Origin of the sequence: Gluconobacter sp., assembly GCF_047722525.1 — a bacterium.
Taxonomy (GTDB): domain Bacteria; phylum Pseudomonadota; class Alphaproteobacteria; order Acetobacterales; family Acetobacteraceae; genus Gluconobacter.
The window spans coordinates 1-8,600 of record NZ_JBDNYY010000045.1; the positions used below are offsets into that span (position 1 = coordinate 1).

At 61.1% G+C, this 8,600-nt stretch carries 8 protein-coding genes; 6 read left to right on the top strand and 2 right to left on the bottom strand.

What is annotated here, in order from left to right; genetic code table 11:
- Window positions 1-265 precede the first annotated feature (265 nt).
- A complete protein-coding gene (locus ABF859_RS15050) occupies window positions 266-808 on the bottom strand; it encodes a DUF721 domain-containing protein (protein WP_415528452.1) in 543 nt (180 codons plus the stop codon).
- A gap of 10 nt (window positions 809-818) precedes the next feature.
- On the opposite strand from ABF859_RS15050, the gene mutY reads away from it, so the two are divergent.
- The 3 genes from mutY (at window position 819) to ABF859_RS15065 (ending at window position 4,939) form a co-directional block, all read left to right on the top strand.
- Window positions 819-1,877, top strand: a complete 1,059-nt coding sequence (mutY, locus tag ABF859_RS15055; protein ID WP_415528453.1) for an A/G-specific adenine glycosylase — start codon at window positions 819-821, stop codon at window positions 1,875-1,877.
- Entirely contained in the window at window positions 1,874-2,515 is a 642-nt protein-coding gene (locus ABF859_RS15060; protein WP_415528454.1) for a hypothetical protein, read from the top strand. The genes mutY and ABF859_RS15060 overlap by 4 nt, the downstream gene beginning before the upstream one ends.
- Before the next feature lie 732 nt (window positions 2,516-3,247).
- A complete protein-coding gene (locus ABF859_RS15065) occupies window positions 3,248-4,939 on the top strand; it encodes an alpha-keto acid decarboxylase family protein (protein ID WP_415528455.1) in 1,692 nt (563 codons plus the stop codon).
- 106 nt (window positions 4,940-5,045) lie between these two features.
- Here the strand turns inward: ABF859_RS15065 and ABF859_RS15070 are convergent, their stop codons facing one another.
- Complete coding sequence (locus ABF859_RS15070) at window positions 5,046-6,110, bottom strand: transporter (protein WP_415528456.1); 1,065 nt, start codon at window positions 6,108-6,110, stop codon at window positions 5,046-5,048.
- A 242-nt stretch (window positions 6,111-6,352) separates the two neighbouring features.
- On the opposite strand from ABF859_RS15070, the gene ABF859_RS15075 reads away from it, so the two are divergent.
- The 3 genes from ABF859_RS15075 to ABF859_RS15085 all read left to right on the top strand — a co-directional run bounded on the left by ABF859_RS15075 (window position 6,353) and on the right by ABF859_RS15085 (window position 8,585).
- Window positions 6,353-6,730, top strand: a complete 378-nt coding sequence (locus ABF859_RS15075) for a hypothetical protein (protein WP_415528457.1) — start codon at window positions 6,353-6,355, stop codon at window positions 6,728-6,730.
- A gap of 94 nt (window positions 6,731-6,824) precedes the next feature.
- The gene (ahcY, locus tag ABF859_RS15080; protein WP_062511406.1) at window positions 6,825-8,120 is read left to right on the top strand and encodes an adenosylhomocysteinase; all 1,296 of its coding nucleotides are present in this window, start codon (window positions 6,825-6,827) and stop codon (window positions 8,118-8,120) included.
- A gap of 75 nt (window positions 8,121-8,195) precedes the next feature.
- The gene (locus ABF859_RS15085) at window positions 8,196-8,585 is read left to right on the top strand and encodes a DUF3597 domain-containing protein (RefSeq protein WP_415528458.1); all 390 of its coding nucleotides are present in this window, start codon (window positions 8,196-8,198) and stop codon (window positions 8,583-8,585) included.
- The last annotated feature ends 15 nt before the right edge of the window (window positions 8,586-8,600 follow it).

Below are 8,600 nucleotides of genomic sequence, written 5' to 3' on the forward strand. Positions count from 1 at the left end.
CCCCATTCCGCCCCCGCCGTGGAAACCACCGCCGCCACCTCCATGGAAGCCACCTCCGCCGCCGGGACCGTGCTGGGCAAAGGCAGGAAGGGAAATCGTGGATGCCAGCAGGGCCAGCATCAGTGCGGTAGCCGGTCTCTGTGCAAAGGTCATGGCAAGTCTCCTGTGGAAAAGCCCGATCATTTTCCCATATCGGCATTATCAGATCGCGTGGGAAGGTGGCTTTCCCATGACGAAACAACTTGTTTCACGTGAAACACTTCCGTCACCTTCGCCTGCGACGCGCGCCCAGATGCCCACCCAGGCTTTCCAGCGCCAGACGAAGCTCCTCGTCCTCGATATCCGGCACCTCGATCTGCAACGGCTTCGGACGCTTCGGCATCGGACGCTCGAACGCCACCAGATCCTGAACGATCTTCAGCCGCTCGATTCCATATTCCCCCCGCAACCCGCAGGCGACATTAATGCGCTCGATAATCTGCGGCGCCAGATGCTGTAATTCCATGGCGATCGGCCCCGAACATGCGAGAGTCAGCGTCCCTGCAGCCAGCCGTCTCGGCTCGGTCTGCTTGGCCAGACGCGGGCCGACAAAATCCGCCCAGTCCATCATCAGGCGCGCCAGAACGGGAGGTTTCTTCTTGAAAACCGGCTGCGTCAGCGCCTGCACGAAAGACCCGATCTGCTTCGCTCCCGAACGGCGCGGCTTCCAGTTCCGGTCTGACGGTACCCAGCCATCCGGCTCGGGCGCAGCCTTCTTTCGTGACGTGTTTCGTAAGGGACGCTTGTCCGAACTGCGATCCTTCGTCATATCCGTCCCCGTGACTCCTGATGCATCCGCCCTGCTGCGCTGGTACGACCACCACCGCCGCGTCCTTCCCTGGCGCAGCCTCCCCGGCCAGCGTCCGGACCCGTACGCCGTCTGGCTGAGCGAGATCATGCTCCAGCAGACAACCGTCAAGGCCGTCATATCCTATTACGAGCGCTTTCTCACGCATTACCCCACCGTGCAGGACCTCGCAGCAGCGCCACTTGAGGACGTCCTGCACCTCTGGGCCGGCCTCGGCTACTACGCCCGCGCCCGCAATCTCCATGCCTGTGCAAAACGCGTCTCCGAACGCGGCGGTTTCCCCGACACGGTCGAGGACCTGCTGACGCTTCCCGGAATCGGTGCCTATACGGCCCGCGCCATCGCCGCCATCGCCTTCGGACGCCCCGTCGTCCCCGTTGACGGTAATGTCGAACGCGTCACAGCGCGCCTCAACGCCACCGAAGAGCCGCTGCCAGCCTCACGCCCACTCCTCGCCCAACAGGCAGCACTCCTGAACGCCGATCCTGTTGCCCAAAGCCGTCCATCAGACTTCGCACAGGCCCTGTTCGATCTCGGCGCCACGATCTGCACGCCCCGGAACCCCGCCTGCCTGACCTGTCCCTGGCAGACCTCCTGCATCGCCCATGCCCGCGGAATCGCAGCCCAACTGCCAGCCAAACAGCCCAAACAGGCCCGTCCCACCCGTTACGGCGCGCATTTTCTCCTGCACGACAACGACGGCCAGATCCTCCTGCGCACACGCCCTCCGACCGGTCTGCTGGGCAGCATGGACGAGCCTCCCGGAACCGAATGGCGCAGCACACCCTGGCCCGAAGACGAAGCTCTCGCCCATGCCCCCTGCGTGGCCCACTGGGTCCGCAAAGGCGAGATCCGCCATGTCTTTACCCATTTCACCCTGTACCTCACGGTCTACGAGGCTTGCCTTCCGCAGGGCCATAATGCAGGGATCGATTCCTCTTTCGGCACGTTCCGTTCAACGAAACGCGCCGCTTTGCCCGGCGTCATGAAGAAATGCCTGGCTCTCACCAAGCAGCCTTCGGAGACATGATGACTGACCCCACCCCGACACTCCGCCTGTGGCTCATGGACTGGTACGGCTGGATGCTCGACCACGACCCGCTGAGAGATGTTCCAACCCGCACCCCTTTCCAGCCTGGCCGTCTACCAGGCCTCAGCGCCGTCGTCCCCGCGACTTTCCAACTCCCCTGTCGTCCGTTTATGGAAAAACGCGTTTCGATGCCCCGGTCTTTTCCAGAACTGGAAATGCAGGAGCTGCCTCAGAACCGGGTCGCGTTCCTCGTTCCAAAAACCGGGACCTATCTGAGAATTGCTCCGATCCCCACCTCGTCCGTGGATTATCTCGCCTCCCGGCCGCTGGGCTGGGAAACCTTCCTTCCCCTGACCATGGAAATGCTGCGGGGACTGTCCCTGCTCATGACACCGGATGCCCTGAGGCTGGAAAACGACACAGGAACATTTCTACCCACTCCAGTCTTCATTGAGGAGATGACCCTCCGGTTCGGCGACAGAGACCTTCCGCTGTTCCTGAATACTGCCGCCCTGATCCAGATCGGCCAGATCATGCCTGGGCACACCGCCCGGATCGCGCTGACAGAACAGGGTAATACTGCGCCCGTTTCTCTTACCGTGCATCGTCAGACGACCCCCGAACCGGCAACACCGTAACAGACCTTCGGACTGCCTGTTGCTTACGGAAGGTCTGTTCGAAACACCTCAATAGTCTTTCCAACCTGCAATACCGGAAGAAGACCTTTTTGGTCCTCATCCGTTTCACAGGACTGTCGGAGCTGTATTTAATTCCCCTTCATGAGAAAGGGTTTTTTCAATTAATTGTAATGTTTGATTGATGTCCTTCACAGACGGGATTTTTGTTCTAAACATTCGTGTGTCTGGAGCAGGCAGATATTTCATACGAAGCCGGTCTGTTTCCCGGCTGTCATGGGAAGATATGTCAACAACAGGTTCTTTTCTTGCCGTTTCTGGGGTCCGTCTTAACGGAACGGGCCGTTTGTCCTGTTATACTACCGGTTATTTAACGACAGAAAATCGCTATCCTGACGATCCCGGTTTTTCACGAACCCCTGACGGCACGTTACCTTTCATATCCCTGCTCCAGACACCAACCCGCAAACTCCGGATGGCCTCAGACGCTTTTCCAGACATGCAGGTCGGTCAGGTCCATTCCCGACATTACCATTTCCCCACGGGCTACGAGGCCATTCCGAACCCGCCGGTGCCTGCAATCCCGGATCCCAGGGTCCCGGAAAACGGTCAGACGGTTCCCCATCCCCGTAACCTGTCAACCGCCTTCTTCGGTCAGATGACTGCATGGTCCTGTCAACACGGCAGATCATCCAGTCATCTGACCGTCACTATGGCTTCTGAGGTACTGAAATCATGACTTATACTGTCGGACATTATCTTGCCGAACGACTGACACAGATCGGCCTGAAGCATCACTTCGCCGTTGCCGGTGACTATAACCTCGTTCTGCTCGACCAGCTGATCGAACAGGGCGGCATGAAGCAGATCTATGACTGCAACGAGCTGAACTGCAGCTTCGCAGCCGAGGGTTATGCCCGCGCCAACGGCGCCGCAGCCGCCGTCATCACCTTCAGCGTCGGCGCCATCTCCGCCATGAACGGCCTCGGCGGATCCTATGCCGAGAACCTGCCGATCCTCGTGATTTCGGGCGCTCCGAACTCCAACGATCACGGCTCGGGACACGTCCTGCACCACACGATCGGCACGACCGAATACAGCTACCAGATGGAAATGGCCAAGCACGTTACCTGTGCCGCCGAAAGCATCACGTCCGCTGAAACCGCTCCGGCCAAGATCGACCACGTCATCCGCACGATGCTGCGCGAGAAGAAGCCGGCCTATCTCGAAATCGCCTGTAACATCTCGGCCGCGCCCTGCGTCCGTCCTGGCCCGGTCTCGTCCCTGCACGCCCATCCCCGCCCGGACGAAAAGAGCCTGAAGACCGCTCTGGACGAAAGCCTGAGCTTCCTCGAAAAGGCCAACAAGGTCGCCATCCTCGTCGGCACCAAGCTGCGCGCAGCCGAAGCCCTCAAGGAAACGGTCGCACTGGCCGACAAGCTGGGCTGCCCCGTGACAGTCATGGCTGCTGCAAAGAGCTACTTCCCCGAGACGCACCCGGGCTTCCGTGGCGTGTACTGGGGTGACGTCAGCAGCCCGGGCGCCCAGGAAATCATCGAAGGCGCCGATGCCGTCATCTGCCTGGCTCCGGTCTGGAACGACTATTCCTCGGGTGGCTGGCAGAGCATCATCCGTGGCGAAAAGGTTCTCGAGGTCGATGTTGACCACGTGACCGTCAACGGCAAGACCTTCGACGGCTTCCGCCTCAAGGAGTTCGTCACGGCCCTGACCGAGCGCGCGCCGAAGAAGGCTGCAGCCCTGACTGGCGAATACAAGCCCGTCCTGCTGCCGAAGGCCGATCCGGCCAAGCCGCTGTCCAACGACGAAATGACCCGCCAGATCAACGAACTGGTTGACGGCAACACCACCCTTTTCGCCGAGACCGGCGACTCATGGTTCAACGCCGTGCGCATGCATCTTCCCGAAGGTGCCAAGGTCGAGACCGAAATGCAGTGGGGTCACATCGGCTGGTCCGTTCCGTCCATGTTCGGCAACGCAACCGGTTCGCCGGAGCGCAAGCACGTGCTGATGGTCGGTGACGGCTCCTTCCAGCTCACTGCGCAGGAAGTGGCCCAGATGGTCCGCTACGAACTGCCGGTCATCATCTTCCTGGTGAACAACCACGGCTACGTCATCGAGATCGCCATCCATGACGGCCCGTACAACTACATCCAGAACTGGGATTACGCCGCTCTGATGCAGTGCTTCAACCAGGGCGTCCCCGGTGAGGAAAGCGGCAAGTACGGTCTCGGCCTGCATGCCACGACGGGTGCGGAACTGGCTGAAGCCATTGCCAAGGCCAAGAAGAACACCCGTGGCCCGACGCTCATCGAGTGCAAGCTCGATCGCACGGACTGCACCAAGACCCTGGTGGAGTGGGGCAAGGCTGTCGCCGCCGCAAACTCCCGCAAGCCGCAGAACGTCTGATCCTTCCCCGATCAGTCCCTGCGACACAGAAAACCCCCCGTGCCTGGCACGGGGGGTTTTTCTTTACCCGGAATCAGAAGCCCCGGACCGCCTCTCAAGCGAGAAATCAGAGCAGACGCGCAATCTTCATGAACAGGAATGTCACACTCATGAAGACGAAACAGACAATCCCCGCCTCCACGGTCCCGAGCGACCCCTGGGCCAGAAACATGCCCCCGGTATTCATGCCGAAGAACCCGGTCACGAACGTCGCTGGCAGCATCAACGTCGTCCCGACCGAGACGATATACAGCCGCCGGTTGGTCTCTTCCGCCTGATTGGAGCCCAGTTCGTCCTGCAACGACCGTGCCCGGTCCTGAAGCGCGATCAGATCGTCCAGCGCTGCATGAACCTGCCGCTCGGCCCGGTCCCGCAATTCGTCCTCGGCCCAGTCCGGAAGATCCAGATCCTCGTCCTTCAGAACACGGTCGATCGGGGTCACCACGCGGCGCAGCTCGGTCGCACGACGGCGCACCTTGCCCACAATGCTACCCAGATGCCCCAGATCGGACCGGTGCTCGATCAGCAGAAGCACATCCTCTGCACGATCCAGTTCGTCATCCAGATGCCCGAGCTGCCGGCGCACGGTCCCCGTGAACTCCCGCAACGCGCGGTCGATAATCCCCGCAGGCGTCTTCGGAATCTGATCCGGCCGCAGGGAGCGATAGGCCGCCCCCAGAACCGGGATGGGATTGCGCCGCGTCGTGATCAGCAGATCCGGCCGCATCGCAAAACGCCAGGCACAGATTTCCCGGTCCTCTTCCGACAGCGCATCGTCAAACGCCGGCAGCGCCCCCCAGATCAGATCCCCGAACGCCTCAAGCGCAATACCGTATTCCGTCTCCGCCAGCATCGCGCAGACATCTTCGGGCAGATCCGGCAGATGCGCGACATAACTGCGCGCTGAACTGTGCACCGTATCGAAATGCAGCCAGTACCAGCCATCACTCTCCACAGGCCGGTCCGGCGCCAGAAGCGCCTCGACCTCGGCCGATCCCAGCGTGCGCAGATCCTGCCCCGGCACGGCATGCACAGCCCAGACCAGCCCATTCGCAAAGGCGGGCGCTCCCGTTTCCTGATGCTCAGGGTCCAGAACCGTGAAGGGGAAGTTGTAGGCAGTGCTGTCTGACACGACATCCTCCTGTGCTCAGGGGGTTCAGGACCGGCAGAACCGGCATGCAGGCTCAACAGAAACGACTGGGGAGTAATCGAGTCCGGCTTCTCGCATGGTCCGCAGACGGACGCAATATACCCCTCTTTCCGTAAACATGCGCGTTGCGCGATGCAACTCCGGTGCCAGCAGAGGGTTACTATCCTACTCCGCAATGAGTCAGCCCCTGACGCAGGGGAACTCCCCTCCGGAAAGGAATGTCCATGTCCATCCGCACATCATTCTTCGCCGCCAGCCTTCTGCTTGGCACCGCTGTCGCCACTCCGTCCGTAATGGCCCAGGCCGTCAGCGCCCCCAGCAACGACCAGACCCAGACGTCGACGTCGGCTGTCCAGAAGGCCCAGAATTCCACGATCAACCAGCCCAACAACCAGTTGCCGACCAATCCGCGCACCATCATGGAACAGCCGGACCAGCCCCCTCCGGCCGCACCAGGCCCCATGAACCGCACCACGACCGAAACCGGCCCCGTCCCGTCGAACCAGAAAGACGTACACAAACTGGGCCACCGTCATCACCGGTCCCACAAGAAGACGTCCGCTCCGACCGACGCAACGCCGCAGACCACGTCGCCGGAATAAGACCGACAGGCCTATTGCCGGGCCCGCCCTTTCCGCGGGTCCGCCAAGCCTTTATACAGGCAGCCATCCAAAGATGGGCAGCAAGGGCCACTTCATGACGACGCAGGATTACAAGGTTCGCGACATTACTCTGGCAGACTGGGGCCGCAAGGAAATCTCCATCGCCGAAGGCGAAATGCCGGGCCTGATGGCTCTTCGCGAAGAGTACAAAGACACACAGCCGCTCAAGGGCGCACGCATCGCCGGCTGTCTGCACATGACCATCCAGACCGCCGTTCTGATCGAGACGCTGACGGCTCTCGGCGCCACGGTCCGCTGGTCTTCGTGCAACATTTTCTCCACGCAGGATCACGCCGCAGCAGCCATTGCCGCAGCGAACATCCCCGTTTTCGCCTGGAAGGGCCTGACGGAAGAGGAGTTCAACTGGTGCATCGAGCAGACCATCCACGGTCCCGATGGCTGGACGCCGAACATGATCCTCGATGATGGCGGTGACCTCACCATCATGATGCACGACAAGTACCCCGAGCTTCTCAAGGATGTCCGCGGACTGTCCGAAGAGACGACGACGGGCGTGCATCGTCTGTGGGAAATGTCCAAGAAGGGCACGCTGAAGGTTCCAGCCATCAACGTGAACGACAGCGTCACCAAGTCCAAGTTTGACAACCTGTATGGCTGCCGTGAGAGCCTGGTGGACGCGATCCGTCGCGGCACGGACGTCATGATGGCCGGCAAGGTCGCCGTGGTCGCCGGTTATGGCGACGTGGGCAAGGGCTCTGCTGCTTCCCTGCGCAACGCAGGCTGCCGCGTGCTCGTGACCGAAGTCGATCCGATCTGCGCCCTTCAGGCCGCCATGGAAGGCTATGAAGTCGTCACGATGGAAAACGCAGCCCCGCGCGGCGACATTTTCGTCACCTGCACGGGCAACGTGGATATCATCACGATCGACCACATGCGTGAGATGAAGGACCGTGCGATCGTCTGCAACATCGGTCACTTCGACAGCGAAATCCAGGTCGAAGCCCTGCGCAACTATCGCTGGAACAACATCAAGCCGCAGGTTGACGAGATCGAGCTGGCCCCGAACCGCCGCATCATCCTTCTGTCCGAAGGCCGTCTGGTGAATCTGGGCAACGCAACGGGCCACCCGTCCTTCGTGATGTCCGCATCCTTCACCAACCAGACCCTGGCCCAGATCGAACTGTGGACGGCCAAGCCGGGCCAGTACGAAGTCAAGGTCTACACCCTGCCGAAGGCTCTGGACGAGAAGGTCGCTGCCCTGCACCTCGCAAAGGTCGGCGCAGAACTTTCCAAAATGTCACAGAAACAGGCAGACTACATCGACGTTCCAGTCAATGGTCCGTTCAAGCACGAAGAATACCGCTACTAAGACGAGGCCGATCCGGATGGGCAAGACTTCGGTTGCGCCTCGTCCGGATTTCCTTAACCAACAGGAGTTACACTCATGGGTCTTTTCAGCACGATCATGTCCAAGATCTTTGGCCATGCAGAAGCCGCGACACCGGCCACTTCCGCGGCAACCCCGGCTGCTGCTGACGCCGCTGCCCCAGCCGCGGCAGCAACGTCAGCAGCAGCTCCGGTGGACGTGGACGCCGTCCTGTCCGGCCTGGCTGCCAAGGCAGGCCAGCCGCTGAACTACAAGACCTCCATCGTGGATCTCCTGAAGCTGCTCGGTCTCGACAGCTCGCTCCAGTCCCGCAAGGAACTGGCCGGCGAACTGCATTATTCGGGCAGCACGGACGACACCGCGACGATGAACGTCTGGCTCATCAAGCAGGTCTATGCCGAGCTGGCCAAGAATGGCGGCAAGGTTCCGGCTGACTGGACGCACTGATCCGCGCCCCGTCCG